Raw genomic sequence first — 18,098 nt, 5'->3', positions numbered from 1 at the left:
TTGAAAAGGAGGGGCTTTTTTGCGGACAATCAGTATTTTTTCTTCAATTCATTCTAAATACAATAATTTGACGAATACGGAGAAGAAGGTAGCGGACTACGTACTGGAGAACACGAGAAGTGTAGTCTACATGTCGATTACTGATCTTGCAGATGCATGTGATGTTGGGGAATCAAGTATATTTCGATTTTGCAAATCTTTAAGTTATAAAGGGTATCAAGAGTTCAAGATCGCATTGGCACATAGCATCACTGTGGAGAATGAGATCCCGCAGCTTACCGATCAAATTCTGATGGATGATACGATTGAAGCTGTTGCTTCTAAAGTGCTGACCACGAATGTAAGTGCACTCAACGAGACCTATAATTTAATTGATATACAGAAGATCAGTGAGGCTATTGAGTATTTGATTAATGCAGAACGTGTATTATTTTTCGGTGTGGGCTCTTCTCTAGTCACAGCTATGGAAGCCAAAATTAAATTTATGCGCATTACGAACAAAACGGAATGTTTAATGGATTCACATCTGCAGATGATGTCGGCAGCACTGATGTCTAACCGGGATGTCGCAGTTGTGATTTCTTATTCCGGCTCGACCAAGGATAGCATTGAGGTTGCGAGAAAAGCAAAGGAAAGAGGAGCCAAAGTAATATCCATTACTAGGTTTGAAAAGTCACCGCTAACCTCGTACTCCGATCTGACCCTGCTATGTGGTGCTAATGAAGGACCGCTGCAAGGGGGTTCATTATCTGCAAAGATATCGCAGCTCTATCTGCTTGATATTTTATATGTAGAATATTTCAAGAAGACTAGTGAGCAATCCATAATTAATAAAGAAACAACAGCTTCAGCAGTCAGTGAGAAACTGGTTTAGTACATTAAGATGTGAGGGGAATGGAAAGCTATGATCTTAGGTTCTTTGTCATCTTGGGAAGAGCATATCAAGTATGAGAATCCTGTCATTGTTGAGGCTATCGAGGAATTGAAAGTAATCTTACAACATGATCCTGATCTTGGACGAATCGAAATTCGCGGGAACGAAATGTATGCTTCGATTATGGCTCTTGAGGCAAAATCGCTGGAGGAACAAGTCGCAGAGAAGCATGAGGCCTATATTGATGTGCATTATCTGATCGAAGGTGAAGAAACGATTGGCTGGGCAACCCTGCAAGAAGGGATCGAACCCATTAAGCTTTACGATGCCGAAGGAGAATATGCGCTTTATCCCCCATCAGCAGATGAAATATTGTTATCTTTGAAGCCTGGCATGTTCGCGGTCTTTTTCCCTCATGATGTTCACAGACCGGGTATGGGTCAACCGGGGCAGCAGATTAAAAAAGCTGTCATTAAAATCCACACAAATCTACTAACTCCATAACATTGAAATTGAGGCTGGTAGCGGAACCATTCCGCTGTCAGCTTTTTTGCGTCGCTTCTATTTACTTATATCTAAATTTATAAATATACAAAATATAAAGATTGGTGGTAAACTTAACATGCCTAAAGCTTTTTTTGTAGAGCTTAAGGATTTTTTTGCATGCACATTTATGAGTGAGCAAAGAATATTACAGAGAATTACACTATAGAAAGAATAATGGAGGCAGGAGAGTTAAATGAAGAATAAAGGTCTAAAGAGAATGTTGTTGTTATCTATGATGGTTGTTGTCATCGCTGCACTTGCAGTCGGTTGTGGTTCGAAAAATAATACAAATACAGAATCGTCAGAGGGAGCTGCTCCAGAGGCTGCAAAAGAAGTTACCTCCTTGTCGCTAGGTTTATTGCCCTCGATTGATGCTATTCCTTTTATCATCGCACATGAACAAGGTTTCGATAAAAACCACGGTGTGGAGCTGGATATCCAAACATTTAAAAGCGCCAAAGATCGGGATGTAGCTTTTCAAGCAGGCAAGCTGGATGGTCTAAGCGCTGACCTGGTTGCGATCTCCATTTACAATGAGGCTGGACTGGATGTGAAGATCGCCAGTACAACTTTTGGAGAGTTTGATTTGCTGACTGGAAATGAATCCATCCAGGATGTGAAGGATTTGAAGGGTAAAACCGTGATTTTGTCCAAAAATACCTCCACACAATATACAGTGGCAATGATGCTGAAACAAGCGGGCCTGACCGAAGATGATATTACAGTCACAGAGGTTCCACAGATTCCGACCCGTTTAGAATTGCTTAAGAATAATAAGGCGGATGCGGCTATTTTGCCGGAACCTTTTGTAACTATGGGCAAAACCTCAGGGTTGCGTGTACTGAGCTCAACGCTAACTGCGGGAGTAAATCCGTTCGTTTTAGCTTTCCCGCAAACTGCAATTGATGCCAAAGCAGAGGCTATCCGTAGTATGTATGCTGCATATGATGAAGCAGTAGCTTATATGAAATCCCATGAGCAATCCGAATATATCGATCTTGTAATCAAAGAAGTAGGATATCCGGAAACATTAAAAGATGAAATCAAGGTACCAGATTATGTACCAGCTTATCAAGTGGATGTGAAGGAAGTAGAGGCCGCATTTGCTTGGGCACGGGAAAAAGGTTTGCTCAGCAAAAATATCTCGGCCGAAGATGTGATTTCTGATGTCCAATTCAAGAAATAAAGGACTCGTTATAAAGGATCTGAAAGTAGAATATAAGAGCGGACAATTGGCCTTGGGTCAGGTAGATTTAACTTTGCCGGAGCACGGGATTTACACCATTATCGGACCCTCCGGCAGCGGGAAATCAACTTTATTACGGGCGATTGCGGGCTTGCTGCCTAGCTATCAGGGACACATTCTTTTTAATGAGAAATCTGTGCATGAGAAAGAAACGTTAATCGGGCTGGTGCCGCAGAACTACGGGCTTCTTCCTTGGAAGACTGTACATGATAATATTCAGATAGCGATGAAGATTACGCATACGGCAAGTTCATCCAAGCAAGAACGGGAGACGCAGATTAAGCAGTGGATTTCGTCGATGGGGATCTCTGATTTAGCAGAACGTTATCCCTTATCCCTTAGTGGAGGCCAGCAGCAAAGAGTGGCGATTGCCAGAGCTTTTGCCATTTTGCCTACTATTCTGTTGCTGGACGAGCCATTCTCTGCACTCGATGCGATAACAAGGGAAACGCTGCAGGTCCTCTTTTTAGATAACTGGCTGGCTAACCCTACGACTACGTTATTTGTCACTCATGATGTGGAAGAAGCGATTCTGCTGGGGCAAAAGATTATTGTCATGCCTTCCAACAAAGAAACTACACCTGAGATTATTGATAATCAGTTGGTGTTTCATATGAAGCATGAGGATAAGCGGGACAGTGTAGATTTCTTTGAGCAGACTAAGCGGATTAGAAAGGTGATGCAGGAGATATGGTAAACAAACGTCGACTTCATCATCTAGTAAGGCTTCTATTTGTATTTGTCTGTATGAATGTAGTCTGGTATATCGCATTTTTACTTATGAATCATTCGATTTTGCCAAGTCCCTTTGCTGTATATAAAGCGATGTTTCAGTTAGGGGCGCAGGATATTGCTATAAATGTGGGGTATAGCTTGTTCAGAATTTTTGCGGGTGTGGTGCTGGCGTTAATTATTGGACTGCTCATAGGTCTTCTAATGGGACGTTCGTTGACCTGGAACAAACTGCTGGACCCTGTGGTTTACTTGACCTATCCGGTTCCCAAAATTGCCCTGCTTCCAGTAGTGATGCTGTTCTTCGGGCTTGGGGAAACGTCCAAAATCCTAATGATCATGCTGATTCTATTGTTTCAGATCATCATCTCTGTAAGGGATGGGGTTAAGGCTATTCCGGACAATACCTATGATGTCTTAACTAGTATAGGTGCCAGCGCTGTGCAGAAGTTCTGGCATGTGACACTGCCGGGTGCATTGTCAGTGATTCTGAGTACGATTCGTATTTCGCTAGGGACAGCGATATCTGTACTGTTTTTTACGGAGATTTATGGAACAGAGCACGGCATGGGCTTTTTCATCATGGATGCGTGGTTAAGATTAGATTATCCGGAGATGTATGCGGGAATTATGTTGTTCAGTTTGGTCGGTTTTATTCTCTTCTTGCTTGTTGATTTTCTTGATTACAAGTTTATGAAGTGGCGGAATTAAATTTAGTTGAGATATAACTATAGCTTTCCTTTGCCCGAGTTTAGGCAAAGGGGAGCTTTTTTTATATGATTTTTTGGTGAGAATAAAATTAATTTTAATTTCATTATTATTTGAATGGAAAAATAAAACAGTAAAATAAATGGAGGAAAAAATGAAAAATAAACTTACTTATAGCTGTAAACCCCCGTTTATTTTAGAGGAATATAAAGATGGTGAGATGAAAAGAGGGAATTTATTTTAAAAAAACTAATAAATCTCTTGATTTCTTGCAAATCTATTGGAAATTATATTCATAAAAGTATAAAAAGGTTTAGTTTAATTTATTTACAACCAGATTTTAGTATGGTATTTTATCAATGGAAACGGATTCATTTAGATTTTACGGAATGATTTTAAGTTTTTACGAATGGAAGGATTTGTTCGCTTCATAAGAAAATGAAAATGCTAATAAAAAGTTGGGGGTAAATATCTTTGAATAAATATGGACGAAAACTATGGCTTACGGTGCTGATTTTCGTGATTGTAGTTGGCGGTCTGACGTATTATTGGGCTTCTAAGGGAGAAAACCCCGCGCCACTGTCTCAGTCTAAGGAATCTGCCGTAGAAGCAACGGGTGAAGCTGGAAAGGAAACTGTTCCACCGGCGACAGCAGCTAATACAAGTAGTGGACCCGCGTATACGTTGACCGTGGATACGGAAAATCCGGGAGCTAAGATCAGCCCGATGTTGTACGGAGCCTTTTTCGAAGAGATTAATCATGCGGGAGATGGAGGGCTATATGCAGAGCTGATTTCCAATCGTTCCTTTGAGGATAGTTCGGTCACATTGTTCAATTGGTGGATTCATGAAGAAGGAGGCAGTAAAGGGAAGCTTGCTCTGACCGGCACTAAGCTTTTGAACGATGCTCAGACCCAGGCAATGGCTTTAACAGTATCATCTGCTGCCGAGGGCGGTTCGGTATCTGCTGTGAATAACGGTTACTGGGGGATCGCTTTGACGAAGGATGCCAGTTACAAGTTGTCTTTCTATGCGCGGCCAGAGCCAGGGAACATTATGCCACTGCGTATAACGTTAGAAAGCCCGGATGGCAAAGAGCTATATGCAGAACAGACCGTTGATAAGTTAAAAGAAGGATGGCATCCATATACATACACACTGACTTCTACAGGTACTGTAGCAAACGCACGAATTGTAATCTCTGCTGCCAATGTAGGGACTGTTTATCTCGATATGGTGTCTTTGTTTCCTGAGACTTGGAACAACAGGGAGAATGGGCTTCGCATCGATTTGGCTGAAAAGGTAGCTGCGATGAAACCCGCATTCGTTCGTTTTCCGGGGGGATGTTTTGTGGAAGGGAAAACGCCAACTGATGCTTATCAATGGAAGAACACCATTGGTCCGATTGAAACGCGTCCCGGTCATAAGGGATATTGGGATTACCGCTCCTCAGATGGGCTGGGCTTTCACGAATATCTGCAATGGGCCGAAGATCTGAAAGCGGAACCATTATATGTAGCTTATATCGGGATTTCACATAACGGAGATCCTATAGCCAAGCAGAATACCGTTCCAGTCAGTGAAATTCAGCCATGGATACAAGATGCGCTGGACGCCATTGAATATGCCAACGGACCGGTTACTAGCAAATGGGGGGCACAAAGAGCCGCCAATGGTCATCCGGAGCCTTTTAATATGAAATATGTAGAGATTGGTAACGAAAACAATTTCCAGATGAGTGAATATATTAAGCGTTATGGCTTGTTTTATAAGGCAATTAAAGAGAAGTATCCAGAGATTCATCTCATTGCCAATGCGGCAGTTGAAGGGGAGCCTATCGAAATGGTTGATGAGCATTACTATGAAACCTCTGAATGGTTCCTCAGCAACTCGAACAGATACGATACTTATGACCGCAGTGGTCCTGAGATTTATGTTGGTGAGTATGCGGTGACCAAGGGCGCTGGAGAAGGCAATCTGAACGCTGCAATCGGCGAGGCGGCTTTTATGATGGGCATGGAACGGAATTCTGATATCGTGAAAATGTCCTCTTATGCCCCGTTGTTTGTGAATACGAAGGATCGTACTTGGAACCCGGACGCTATTGTGTTTGATTCATCGACTAGCTACGGAACACCTTCTTATCATGTGCAGCAGATGTTCGGAAGTAATAAGGGGGATGTAGTTCTTCCAACCTCACTTGTGGCTCTAGGTCAAGAAGAAACCTCCGGTAAGCAATCCATTCAAGGTGGAATTGGTTTGGGGACTTGGGCCACCCAGGTAGAGTACAGCGATGTACGAGTAGCGAAAGGTGATGACGTTCTTTTTGAAGATCATTTCAAGAAGGATTCCGGAGCCTGGACTCTAAACAATGGGGACTGGGAACAATCCAAGGGTACTTTTAAGCAGACTTCTAATGATATTGATATTCGTGCAGTTGCCGGTGAGACTTCATGGAGTGATTATACACTTTCTCTTAAGGCGAAAAAGACTGGCGGAGCAGAAGGCATGCTCATTATGTTCGGCTCTAAAGATGAAGGTAACTTCTATTGGTGGAATCTTGGCGGCTGGGGAAATACGCAGAGCGCGATTGAAAAATCAGTAGGTGGAACAAGAGCAGTCATCGGAAGAACGGTTCCTGTAAGGATTGAGACTGGGAAATTGTACGATATCCGCATTGAATTATCAGGTGCTAATATCCGGCTCTATCTCGACGATGAGCTTATACAAGAGGTGAACGATGAAAGTCCAGCAGGGCCGCTGTTCCAAACTGCGAGCCGTGATCTTGCCACAGGTGAGTTGATCGTTAAAGTCGTTAATGCGGGTGACACTGCTCAGCGCACGGATGTTTCTTTTACCGGACTTGCCACATCAAGCCTGGAAGGAACAGCTACCGTACTTCAGTCGGACGATTTAAATGCTGAGAATAGCTTCGCTGAACCTGACAAGGTGGCACCTGTAACTCAAAAGGTAAGTGTAGACAAAGGTAGTCTGGAGTTTGAATTCCCGAAATATTCCGTGACCGTGTTAAGACTAAAGGAAGGGGGGAAATAGCCGGTCACGGAGGGAGGTTCACTCCTTCACTATAAACAAGCATTTATTTGTTCAATTTAAGAGGGAGGTTAGGTTATGAGTTCGAAAAGAAAAACGAGCAGTTTAGTCGTATGTATGTTAATGGTTTTTGTGCTTATTCTGTCAGCCTGTAGCAGCGCTGGAAGCTCAACGACGAATAAAAATGCATCTAACAACGGTAAAAAGAACACTGAAAAAACTAATAATGCTAGTGAACCAACCAATGCAACAGCTACTGAGGGCACGGAAGCAGTAGATCCTGCCAACGACCTGCCAAGCAAAGATATTCAAGGTGAGGTTACCGTTTGGGCCTTTAATGAAAAAGTGTTCGAGGAAGTCGGCGCTGCATTTATGGCTGAATATCCTGGAATCAAGTTGAAGACGGTAGTTATGCCCTTTGGCGACCTGCATGACAAGCTGCAAACGACAATCGCCGCAGGTAGCGGGGCACCGGACGTAGCAGAAGTAGAAATGTACCAGTTGAATCGCTATATGGCGGGCAATGTGCTGGAGAATCTTTTGGAAGAGCCTTATAACGCTGGAAAATATAAAGATCTGGTTGTTCCATATAACTGGGAGCGTTGGATGACACCAGACAGCTCACAGCTGCTTGGTATGCCTTGGGATATGACACCGGGGGTTTATTACTACCGTGCAGACATTTTTGAAGAGCTTGGATTGCCAAGTGATCCTGCTGAGCTTGGCGAATACATGCAAGATGAAGAGAATCTCTTGAACCTGGCTCAAATTTTGAAAGCTAACGGTAAATATTTCATGGAGTGGAGCGATGGCCCGATCGTATGGGCAGGAGATGAAGTCGGCTACTTTGATAAGGATATGAACTGGACACGTAATACGGACAAAATGGTGAAGGTTCTTGATATTACAAAACGTGGACAACAGCTGGGCTGGGCACCTCATATCGGTTATGGCTCAGACGAAGGTAAACAGCTAGTTCTAAAAGGTGATTTGGTTGGTGTCGTATCGGGTTCATTCGGAGCACGCGGACTTCAAGAAACATTCCCTGAGCTTGCCGGAAAATGGAAGGTAACCCGGTTGCCAATAGGAATTAACGTGGGAATGGGCGGATCAAGCTTTGTTATCCCTTCGCAAAGCAAAAATAAAGAAGCGGCATGGGCTTACATTCAGTGGAGCATGAGAAGTGAAAATGCTTGGAAAATTTGGACAAAACATTCCATTCAGCCGGGTTACAAGGATATTTCCAGTCTTGATTGGTACGCAAACACTAAAAATGAATATCTGGGTGGGCAAGAGGAATTTAAACTATATGAGCAATTAAGCAACGATATTCCAGTCAAACACCTTACACCAGTAGATAACAAGGGCTGGGAAATCTTTATAGCCGCGATCGGTGATGCACTGGCTAAGAACACAGATTCCAAGACGGCTATTCAAAAAATTGGTGATGATGTCTTGAAGCAAGCTTCCAAAGAAATTGCTGCCTTTAAAAAGGCAATGGGAATGCAGCCGTAAGGAAATCTAATAACAGGAGGGGCAGCCTGCAATTGCCAGAGCTGCCCTGCTTGTATTCACTTAAGTCCGAGAGGCCCGTAAAGATGGGAGGAGACCGATGCGTGTTACGCATACTGCGAAAATATAAGATTAGTTTGTTGTTACTGGTACTTTTAGGAGTCTCCCTAGTGTGGTGGAATCAATCACGAGGGTTTGATAATTCAGCGATGGATGGCATCCCCGTTTATGCGGATGTTGATGAAAGCTCTATTTTAGAAAGCGATAGTGTGAATTCAAAACTCGAAGCCTCTTACTTAAGCTATTACGAGGAAAAACAACAGGATGGAGCAAAGGACTCATCGGATTTTACGCTTGCTATTCCTTCGGCGGATTATAAGGCCATTAGTTCTGAAGGTACAGAGGTAATGACGGATCTTGGTGGAAAACCCGGCAAGGTACTAGCGCTTAAAGCAGAGGATAGCTGGGTGGAATATACATTTACGGTTCCGGCAGATGGGTTGTATCAGATGGGGATGGAGTATTATGCCCTTCCTGGTAAACGATCCTCGATCATTCGAAGCGTAAAGATTGATGGGGAGTATTTATTCTCTCAAGTAAAAAAAATGGAATTCCAGCGGATGTGGAAGGAAAGTGCAGAGCCATGGCTGGACAATCAAGGGAATGAATTTAATCCCAAGCGGGAAGAGGTAACAGGCTGGCAATATCGGGAGTTTCGAGATGCCGAGGCCAGAACTGCGGATCCCTTTCGCTTTTATCTGACCAAAGGGGAGCATACGGTGAAGCTGGAAGCCATCCGAGAGCCGGCCGCACTTAGTGAACTGAGAATATTTTCTCCAGAACCGCTCCCGACTTATGCGGAAGTGAAGCAGGAGTATGAGAATAAGGGTTACAAGCCTGTTCAGAATCAAGTGATCAAAATTCAGGCAGAAGAATCCTCCCTTCGTTCAGATCCAACGCTGAAGCGGATCGAGGACCGGGAGCCACTCACCGAACCTTTTAACAAAGATGCTATTGTGCTTAATAGTTTTGGGGGTGTCGGGTGGCGTACGGGTGGACAATGGGCGGAATGGGATTTCGAGATTCCTGAGTCAGGGCTCTACAATATCGCAATTCGTTACGGCCAGTGGTTCCTAAACGGGATACCGGTGGAACGCCGGATTATGATTGATGGCGAGGTACCGTTCCAAGAGCTGAATGCCTTGAAATTCCCTTACAAAGCGGAATGGCAAGTAAACAAGCTAGGGAATGAGGATGGAGAGTACTTCTTTTATCTAGAACAAGGTAAGCATACGTTGCGGATGGAAGTTCAAGTATCGGGCGTTGGCGGAATGATTGAAGCTGTGCTGAACACTACACATAAAATGTCTCTTTTGGGACGTGAAATCACGCAGGTAACGGGAACGAACCCTGATCCAAACGGGGATTGGCAGCTGGAGCAGAACATTCCTAATCTTGTGCCACGTTTACATTTGATGGCGCGGACGTTGGATGATGCTGTGCAGGATATGTATGCTTTTGGCGTTGCTGATGGAAGCTCTGAGCTGAGTACGCTTTATGAAGCACGTGACCGGTTCCTTGAAATGGCGAAGGATACCTCAAGTATTCCAGGTCGTCTTCAGCAATTTACGGACCTGCAGTCATCACTTGGCTTATGGGTCAACGGATTAATGAAGCAGAGTATTGTAATGGACTATATTGAAGTGAAGTCGGAAGATCAGCCATGGCCTAAAGACGCGGCTCCTTGGTATACCCGTGTAGGGACGATGACGTATGACTTCTTTAGTTCTTTTACAAAGGATTACAGCGGCATAGGAAATACGTACAAAAATGAAAAGGTGCTGGATGTCTGGATCTCACGTGGACGTGATTGGGCGGAGATCATTAAGCAAATGGTGGATGAGGACTTTACACCAAACACGGGCATCAAGGTGAACGTCAATATTATTCCTACGCTTGCAGCGGATCAGAAGCAGATTCTGTTATTAGCCAATACTGCCGGACTTGCTCCCGATGTGGCACTGGGGGTTGAGGGTGAAGTGCCGATTGACTTCGCGGTGCGGAATTCACTCGTGAATCTGAATGAATTCTCAGATTATCAAGAGGTTGCTGAACGTTTCAGAGCGGGTGCACTGATTCCTTATAAGTATGATAACGGAGACTTCGCATTGCCGGAGAATCAGAACTTCACGATGCTCTTTTACCGGAAAGATATTATGGCACAGCTGGGCATTAGCGAGAAGGATATTCCGGATACGTGGCAAGAGGTTATGGAACTGATTCCTGTGCTGCAACAAAACGGGATGGACTTCTATTATCCACATGCCCCGAACAATCCAAGTCTAGCAATTAATGAGTTTGCGCCGTTCTTATTCCAGTATGGCGGGGATTTCTATAAGAATAATGGGATGTTGTCTGATCTGAATTCACCAGAAGCACTGACAGCTATGAAAATGTGGACGGGACTCTTTACGAACTACAAGCTGCAGAAACAAGCGGATTTCTATAACCGTTTCCGTTCTGGAGAGATGCCAATCGGCGTTGCTGATTATTCCACATACATTCTGTTATCTACTGCCGCACCTGAATTGACAGGCTGGTGGGGCATGAAACCAATGCCGGGTATTGAACAAGCAGATGGACAGATTAACCGTTCTACAGGCGGGCTTGCACAGACAGGAATTATTTTTAAGGATACGGATATGAAAGAAGAATCTTGGGAGTTCCTGAAATGGTGGACCAGTGCGGATGCACAGGAGAACTTCGGCTCAGAGCTTGAGTCTTTGCTGGGTGTTGAAGCTCGTTGGAATACAGCCAATGTTGAAGCACTCAAACGTCTGCCGTGGCAGCAGGATGATATCGACGCCATTATGGAACAGTGGGAGTGGTTTAAAGAGCGCGAAGTGGTGCTTGGAGGATATTACACGACCCGGCATATCGCCAACATCTGGAATGAAATTGTGCTCAACGGTAAATTCCCGCGGGAGGCGATGGAGCAAGGTGTACGTGAAATCAATAAAGAGCTTAGTAAGAAACGCGAAGAGTTCGGAATTGAAACTTCCCAGACTTCAAGCGCCAAAGAGGAAGGAGGTCAGAAATGAGTAGTGAAATAATTACACCGGTACAGAACGAAGCCGTACAGATGCAGCCGACGAAAACTCCCGGGAAATGGACTCAGCTTTGGTTAGATATCAAGAAAAATAAAGTTTCCTATTATTTCTTGGCCCCTTTCCTGATTCTGTTCACCGTTTTTACTATTGTTCCTATTATCATGTCCGTCGTTCTAAGCTTCAGCTATTACAACATTATTGAGACACCGAGATTCATTGGCTTCTCTAACTATAAGCTGTTGTTTGTAGACGATGATATCTTTCTTAAAGCTGTTGGGATTACGCTGAAATTTGCCATTATTACAGGTCCGATAGGTTATATTATGGCCTTTTTGCTGGCCTGGCTGATTAGCCAGATTCCGCAGAAGTTCCGCTTTTTCTATACTCTATGCTACTATGTGCCATCGATTACAAGTGCAGTAGCAATGTCCGTGGTTTGGTTGTATTTGTTCGCCGGCGACCGCAAGGGGTTGCTCAATCACTGGCTCATTCAGCTGGGGATTATCAATGAACCTTATTTATTTCTACAAAATGTAGATTCGATCGTACCGGTGATCATCATAGTTTCCTTATGGATGAGTATGGGGGTAGGTTTCCTTGCTTTTCTGGCCGGACTTCAAAATGTACCGACCGATTTATATGAAGCTGGCTCAATTGATGGGGTCAAGTACCGCTGGCAGGAGCTTTGGTACATTACGATTCCATGCGTCAAACCGCAGCTGTTATTCGGTGCGGTGATGCAGGTGGTCGGTTCGCTTACCGTATTTGATGTCAGTATGCGGCTTGTTGGATTTCCGAGTCCCCTTTATGCAGGCCATACGATTATGGCGCATCTGTTCGACTACGCATTTATCCGCTTTGAGATGGGATATGCGTCAGCGATTGCTGTATTACTGTTCGCTTTGATGCTTGGGCTCAACCGTCTCATCTTCAAAGTGCTGGGGAGGGATTAGGATGCACAAAATAAATTTACGGCGTATTGACTATGGAGGCATCTTTTTGTATCTGTTCTTAACGGTGTTTGGCCTAATTATGCTGCTGCCACTTGTCTATATGGCAGTGACTGCTTTAAAACCAACAAGCGAACTATTCCTGTTCCCACCACGGTTTTTCGTAGTGAATCCGACGTTGGTGAACTTTCGTGATTTGCTGTTAATTACCGGAACCTCGGCGGTGCCGTTCTCACGGTTTATTTTCAATAGTGTGGTCGTTACATCAGGGATTGTGGTCGGGGGTGTCTTAATTTCAGCAATGGCGGCTTATCCGCTTGCCAAGCACAATATGCCATTTAAAAGCGCTATCTTTAGTATGATTGTGGCGGCGCTGATGTTCTCACCCTTAGTATTGCAAATTCCGCAATATTTGCTGATTAGCCGCAGCGGATTAATGAATTCGTATTTTGCAATGATCTTACCTTATCTGGCTGCACCCATGGGAATGTTCCTTATGACCCAGTTCCTGCGGCAGCTTCCAGACGCTTTATTAGAGGCAGCCCGTATAGACGGTGCTTCCGAATGGAAGGTATTCTGGGTGGTTGTGATGCCAATGCTTAAGCCGGCGATTTCGACTTTTGCTTTATTTAGCTTCATTTCTGCTTGGAATGATCCGTATCCTTCAATGGTCTATACGACTGTTCAGGAAATGAAGACATTGCCGCTTGCCATCCAAACTATCAGTGGTGGAGCCGGAGTCGTTGCTAGGGTAGGCACTTTGGCAGCAGCAAGCTTCTTGATGATTCTCCCGACTATTCTTGTCTTTATATTAACGCAGCGGATGGTGCTTCAGACAATGGCCCATTCGGGGCTGAAGGAATAGGGGGAGTCATGATGATAGGACGTAATATGAAAAAAATGCTGTTAACAGGGCTACTGGTGACGCTGACACTGCCAGTGCTGCTGCTTCCAGGGCAGGCGCTAGCTGGTGAAGCCCCATATGAGGGGTATACGTGGAATCAGTCCGGCAATGAGGTCCACTCGATTAATGGTTATCTCTACGATTCTTCTATCGATCCAACAGGAACAGATACGGGGTCCTTCAAAAATCCGGAATCTCTCTTTATTAGTGATGACGATTCACTCTACGTAGTAGACACGGGCAACAGCCGTATTGTTCATATGGATAAGGACGGTCGTCTGCTAAATCTGATCGGCGATACAGAAGGCAGCGGCAAGCTGCAAGAGCCGAAGGGTGTATTCGTGAAAGAGGATGGAACGGTATATGTAGCAGATACAAAAAACGCGCGTATTGCTATTTTTGATAAAAATGGCAAGTTCGTAAAAGAGTTTCTAAAGCCTGATAGCCCATTACTGGGTGCTAATTTCTCTTATTCACCTTCTAAATTAGTCGTAGATAAGCGTGATTATATGTATGTGGTGAGCGATGGTAACACGCAGGGTTTGCTGCAAATTGACTCAGGCGGTAAGTTCAAGGGGTTCTATGGGGCGAATCATGTAGGCTTCTCCTGGACACGTCTCTTAATTAAGCTGGTGGCTACTAAAGAACAGCAGAACCAGCTGGCGACCGTTAAACCTTCTGAGTTCTCGAACGTGGATCTGGATGAAGAAGGGTTTATCTACAGCACAACCTTGGGCGAAGAGTACAACCAGATCAAACGGTTATCACCGGTAGGCGTAGATACTCTGAACATTGGTAAACGCTGGTACGGTGATTATTACTCCGAGGGTCCATTCAGTATGGCTTCCTTTATGGGGATCAGTATTGATAAGAACGGATTTATAACCGCGCTGGATTTGCAGTCCAGTAAAGTCTTTCAATATGACAAGCTGGGGAATTTGTTATTCAGCTTTGGCGGGATTGGGGATCAGAATGGACTCTTCGTGACTCCTTCCGCCGTAGATCAAACCGCTGATGGCCTGATCTATGTAGTGGATAAAGGACGGGGCAGAATCGATCGCTTCCGGACCACGCCGTTTGCGGATTTGGTTCATCAGGCATCTTTGCTATATGTAGATGGCAGCTATGACGAAGCGCAATCCTTATGGCAAGAGGTACTGCGGCTGAATGCTAATTATGATATGGCTTATCAGGCTATCGGCAAAGCGCTTTATAAAGCAGAGCAATATAAGGAATCTATGAGCTATTTCAAGCTTTCAAATTCCAAAGCTGACTATTCATCCGCTTTCCGCGAATATCGTAAATTGTATATCCGGGAGCACTTTACTTATTTCTTCGCCGGCGGAATTGGACTGTTTTTAGTACTGTTCTGGAGTGCGCCGAGATTATACCGGAGATTCCATGCCTGGCTGTATAGAGGAAATAAGGCAGTATTGGATCCGGCAAAGGGGGAGATTGGATGAACACTTTGCGAATGATTCATCAGGTTGTAGTTCATCCCTATCAGTTCTATAACGATATTCAAGGAAAGCAGCGTATCCGCTGGATACAGGGGATTGCCATCGTTCTACTGACCTTTGTGGCACGAATGATCTCGATTCTGATTACAGGGTATGCTTTTCAAACTAGAGAGCCGCATGAAATCTCTATGTTTCATGAGTTTATTTGGCTTATCGTTCCTTGGTTGACCTGGTGTGTCTCGAACTGGGGTGTCAGTACGATTATGGATGGTGAGGGGAAATTCAAAGAGATTTTTGTGGGCAGTGCCTTTGCCCTTGTTCCATACATGCTCTTTATCCTTCCAGTCACACTGTTAACGTTGGTCCTTTCGCTGGATGAGGCTTCAACCTTCAATCTGCTGCACAAGTTTGTGATTCTTTGGGTGGCTTGGTTGATTTTAATGAAGGTGAAGATCCTGCATGATTTTGAGATTCGCAAGGTTATTTTTATCACCATAATCAGTGTAATAGGGATCGCCATTATCTGGTTTGTAGGCATTTTGCTATTTGGTATTTCCAATCAATTTGTTTCATTTATTGTCGATCTGCTCAAAGAATTGAGATTGCGCGCGTAAGGAGGGAAAGGTAACACGATGAGAAAAAAAGTTAAAGTGCGGGGCATTCTCTGTATTGTTGTGATGATGCTGTTCGCAGTGATAAATGTTCAACCCCTACACAGTTCCGCCGATCCGTCCATCGCTGCGCAGTCTGTTCAGGCTGAAGAAGGTAAAGAGGTTGGGCAAGAGGAAACAACGGTGGTAACTGAACCAGCTGAAGAACAGACCCCAGCCGTGCAAGAAAAGGAGACTGCGGTTCCTGCAGAAGAGCAGACTCCAGCCGTCGTAGCAGCACCTGTTCAGAAGGTTGAGCTGCAGCCGGTCACGCCTGGAACAAAAGCACTGGAGAACGAACGCTATATTTTGTATGTAGATGAGAAATCGGGAAATCTTCGCATCACAGACAAAATCACAAACAAGGAGTGGCTTGGATCTCCACAGCTGGAGCGAACAGCCATGCCAAATATTAAGAAATACACGACCGCACCGATTTATGCAAGATACACACAGGGGGCTGACATTACACAGGTCTACCCACTTAAAGATGAGGACTCCACGGTTACCGTAACGATTGAGCAAGATGTCGTCCGCGCGGAGTTTGCTTTTATTAGCCTGAAGCTTTCTTTTGCTCTGGAGTACAGACTGACGGCTAATGGATTTGAGGCTTCCATTCCACAGGAGTATTTGAAGGAAGAGGGGAATGCGAAATTCACGAGTCTGGAGGTTCTGCCATTTTTTCATGCGGCTAGAGAAGATGCAGAGGGGGCAATGATGCTTCCAGATGGTTCAGGGGCATTGCTGGAGTTTCGTAAAGAACATCCCGTTTATTTGAAAGGTTATTCTGAGTACATTTACGGCGGGGACGAAACCTTCGTGAAACAAAATCATGAAATTACGGATAACTCTTGGCAAAAGGCGGCACCTCTTAAAAAAGCCATCGCTTTGCCAGTGTTTGGGATCTATCAGGGAGACACCGGATATTTAGCAATTGTTACTAAGGGAGATACCGACGCTAAAATAAACGGTGTTCCATCAGGCATTCGCGCTATTTCGCTTTATAGAGCATCAAGTGAATTTACCCTGCGCAAGGATGATGTTATTTTTGTCGGCAATTCCGGCCAAATTCCTTATTATCAGGGTGAGATGATCAAAACCGATCGTAGCGTACGTTATGTTCTACTCCAAGGCGAGGAAGCTAACTACGTTGGGATGGCGAAGGAATACCGTAATTACTTAATGGAAGAGAAAAAGGTCAAGGAAGTAGTTCTTGAGAACACGCCATTGTATCTTCAAGTGCTCGGTGGGATTTCTCGTGATGAAGTCATCGGTTCAACTTTTATAGAAGCAGCTACGTTTAAACAAATCAAGGACATGATTGATCAATATCAGGCAGAGGGTGTTACTCAGCTAGAGATTACGATCGAGGGATGGTCCAAAAATGGTTTATACGGAAACCAGCCAGAACAATTTCCGGTTGAAAAGAAGCTGGGAGGTAAAAAGGGACTTAAAGAGCTTCAGGAATATGCCGCAGGCAAGGGCGTAAATCTTTATTTGAAAGCTAACTACGTGAAACCTTACCAAGATAGCAACAGCGTGAAGGCAAGCAGAGATGCTGTGCGCGGCATTAATCGTGAAGTCTTGAAGCAGTACGTTTATTATCTCTCTACCCGGTGGAATACGGATGATTATTTCTATTTAATGAAACCTAGTGTTATCGCAAAACGCAGTAATGCTGAGCTGAGCAAGTTCCAGGATTTGGGTGTGAAGGGTGTACAGTTTGAACACTTTGGAAGCTTGCTATACTCCGATGAGGATAATAAATCCAATACGGACCGCCAGCTTACAGAAGATACTTATGTTAATGCATTGGATAACTTCCGTAAGGGTGAGCTTAACACGGCAGTAGATTATGGTTTTGCCTATACATTAGGACATGTGAACCGGATTGATCAAGTGCCGCTCGACTCCAGTCAATTTGTCTATACAGATCGGGCGATTCCTTTCTATCAACTAGTGTTACACGGCTTAGTGCCTTATACAGCAAGCCCGGTTAATCTGTACGATGATTCCCGTAACCAAACCTTACGGGCGCTGGAATATGGAGCCCTTCCAAGTTATGAATTAACTTATGCTCCGACTAGCGATCTTCAGAGAACCATGGCAGACCGGCTGTTCAGTTCTAGTCTTGAGAACTGGCTGGCACCTTCTGTACAGAATTATCTCGCATTGAAAGAGGTCTATGACAGCATTAGTAACCAGCAAATGACGAATCATGAGCAGCTGCAAAGTAAGGTCTTTCGGACGACTTATGCAAACGGTGTGAGCATTATAGTCAACTATAATGAGCAGTCTGTTGACGTGTCTGGTCAGACCGTCGAGGCATTCAGCTATGCGGTAACAGGAGGATGA

13 protein-coding genes are annotated in these 18,098 nt (G+C 44.4%); all 13 read left to right on the top strand.

Features of this window, described 5'->3' with window-relative positions; genetic code table 11:
* Window positions 1-19 precede the first annotated feature (19 nt).
* The 13 genes from NYE72_RS25140 to NYE72_RS25080 all read left to right on the top strand — a co-directional run bounded on the left by NYE72_RS25140 (window position 20) and on the right by NYE72_RS25080 (window position 18,098).
* On the top strand, window positions 20-874 hold the full coding sequence (locus tag NYE72_RS25140) for a MurR/RpiR family transcriptional regulator (RefSeq protein ID WP_051491079.1): 855 nt from the start codon (window positions 20-22) through the stop codon (window positions 872-874).
* A gap of 30 nt (window positions 875-904) precedes the next feature.
* Window positions 905-1,378, top strand: a complete 474-nt coding sequence (locus tag NYE72_RS25135; RefSeq protein ID WP_339210689.1) for a YhcH/YjgK/YiaL family protein — start codon at window positions 905-907, stop codon at window positions 1,376-1,378.
* A 235-nt stretch (window positions 1,379-1,613) separates the two neighbouring features.
* On the top strand, window positions 1,614-2,606 hold the full coding sequence (locus NYE72_RS25130; protein WP_094902111.1) for an ABC transporter substrate-binding protein: 993 nt from the start codon (window positions 1,614-1,616) through the stop codon (window positions 2,604-2,606).
* Window positions 2,587-3,363, top strand: coding sequence for an ABC transporter ATP-binding protein (locus tag NYE72_RS25125; protein WP_076103674.1), 777 nt, complete (start codon window positions 2,587-2,589; stop codon window positions 3,361-3,363). Before NYE72_RS25130 ends, NYE72_RS25125 begins: the two co-directional genes overlap by 20 nt.
* Window positions 3,357-4,109 (top strand): ABC transporter permease, encoded by a 753-nt coding sequence (locus NYE72_RS25120; protein ID WP_081383954.1) that lies wholly within the window; start codon window positions 3,357-3,359, stop codon window positions 4,107-4,109. Before NYE72_RS25125 ends, NYE72_RS25120 begins: the two co-directional genes overlap by 7 nt.
* A 471-nt stretch (window positions 4,110-4,580) precedes the next feature.
* Window positions 4,581-7,160 (top strand): alpha-L-arabinofuranosidase C-terminal domain-containing protein, encoded by a 2,580-nt coding sequence (locus tag NYE72_RS25115; RefSeq protein ID WP_339210687.1) that lies wholly within the window; start codon window positions 4,581-4,583, stop codon window positions 7,158-7,160.
* 75 nt (window positions 7,161-7,235) lie between these two features.
* Window positions 7,236-8,672 (top strand): extracellular solute-binding protein, encoded by a 1,437-nt coding sequence (locus NYE72_RS25110; RefSeq protein ID WP_339210685.1) that lies wholly within the window; start codon window positions 7,236-7,238, stop codon window positions 8,670-8,672.
* A gap of 167 nt (window positions 8,673-8,839) precedes the next feature.
* A complete protein-coding gene (locus tag NYE72_RS25105) occupies window positions 8,840-11,770 on the top strand; it encodes an extracellular solute-binding protein (protein WP_339210682.1) in 2,931 nt (976 codons plus the stop codon).
* Window positions 11,767-12,732: a sugar ABC transporter permease gene (locus tag NYE72_RS25100; RefSeq protein ID WP_051491076.1), complete on the top strand. Its 966-nt coding sequence runs from the start codon at window positions 11,767-11,769 to the stop codon at window positions 12,730-12,732. The genes NYE72_RS25105 and NYE72_RS25100 overlap by 4 nt, the downstream gene beginning before the upstream one ends.
* A 1-nt stretch (window position 12,733) precedes the next feature.
* On the top strand, window positions 12,734-13,594 hold the full coding sequence (locus tag NYE72_RS25095; protein ID WP_036679629.1) for a carbohydrate ABC transporter permease: 861 nt from the start codon (window positions 12,734-12,736) through the stop codon (window positions 13,592-13,594).
* Between the two features lie 8 nt (window positions 13,595-13,602).
* Window positions 13,603-15,096 (top strand): NHL repeat-containing protein, encoded by a 1,494-nt coding sequence (locus NYE72_RS25090; protein WP_143766876.1) that lies wholly within the window; start codon window positions 13,603-13,605, stop codon window positions 15,094-15,096.
* The gene (locus NYE72_RS25085; protein WP_036679624.1) at window positions 15,093-15,707 is read left to right on the top strand and encodes a YIP1 family protein; all 615 of its coding nucleotides are present in this window, start codon (window positions 15,093-15,095) and stop codon (window positions 15,705-15,707) included. Before NYE72_RS25090 ends, NYE72_RS25085 begins: the two co-directional genes overlap by 4 nt.
* Before the next feature lie 18 nt (window positions 15,708-15,725).
* Complete coding sequence (locus NYE72_RS25080) at window positions 15,726-18,098, top strand: DUF5696 domain-containing protein (protein WP_036679621.1); 2,373 nt, start codon at window positions 15,726-15,728, stop codon at window positions 18,096-18,098.

This window comes from Paenibacillus sp. FSL L8-0333, from assembly GCF_037965665.1.
In the GTDB taxonomy this organism is placed as follows: Bacteria; Bacillota; Bacilli; order Paenibacillales; family Paenibacillaceae; genus Paenibacillus_AQ; species Paenibacillus_AQ odorifer.
This window is presented reverse-complemented; position numbering and strand designations above follow the sequence as displayed.